The organism is Streptomyces sp. NPDC057010 (genome assembly GCF_042673805.1).
Lineage (GTDB): Bacteria > Actinomycetota > Actinomycetes > Streptomycetales > Streptomycetaceae > Streptomyces.
Window position 1 is genome coordinate 1 of the sequence record NZ_JBHUSC010000151.1, and the last position, 755, is coordinate 755.

Annotated in this window: 1 protein-coding gene; it reads right to left on the bottom strand. The window is 59.1% G+C overall.

Annotated elements, in window-relative coordinates:
• On the bottom strand, positions 1-755 hold a 755-nt coding region (locus tag ACFTXQ_RS36735; protein ID WP_382650053.1), incomplete at both ends, for a hypothetical protein.

Genomic DNA, 755 nt, shown 5'->3' on the forward strand with positions numbered 1-755 from the left:
GGATGCTGAGCATCCGTTGTGCCGGCAACGAGCGCATTGCCACCGAAGTGATTGATGCGGCCGATCGCCAAGACAACATCGGTCAGCGCACTGCCCGTTCCCATATCGCCGAGCAACGCCGCGGTATTGAACGTCTGTTTCATGTAGTCATATTCGGGCAGCGTCTCCGTCAACGATTGCGAAAGCGCGGCCAACCGCGCTGACGCTGCGTCGCCGCCTTTCCCGGCATCGTGAACGACGTACTGGAGGTCAGCAGCACTGATACCGGCATTTTTGGCAGCGTGCTCGATCGTGGCTTTCCATGCTTGCACGGTTCGTGGCGCACCAACCTTCGGCGTAAAGTCTTGTGTGTTGCCGGTCGCCGCTTTCCCGATCCATGCAAGCGGCTCACGCTCGGTGTTGAAGTTCGGGCCAGCGAGAAACAGTGCCACGAGATTCTCGTTGATCTGACCATCTTTCGGAGGGCAGCTCGGCGCGTCCCAGTTCATCACCCACACGCTTTCCTGCGGGTGCGCTTGTAGATAATCGAGCGCGGCGTTCAGTGACGTGAAACCCGCGTTTGCGCCGCCGACGTGGATCTGAATATCGGGCGGCGTATCTTTACTCCATAGATCGGGGAAAGATTTGCTCCCAATTGAAAAGGCCGTGATCATCTCGTTGCCAAGACGCGAGCGGGCATCCTGCGGTGACAGTCGCGAGGGAATGGCGAGTTCAACCCGAATGCCCGCCAACTCCCGCCAGTGCTGCTTGTCAGA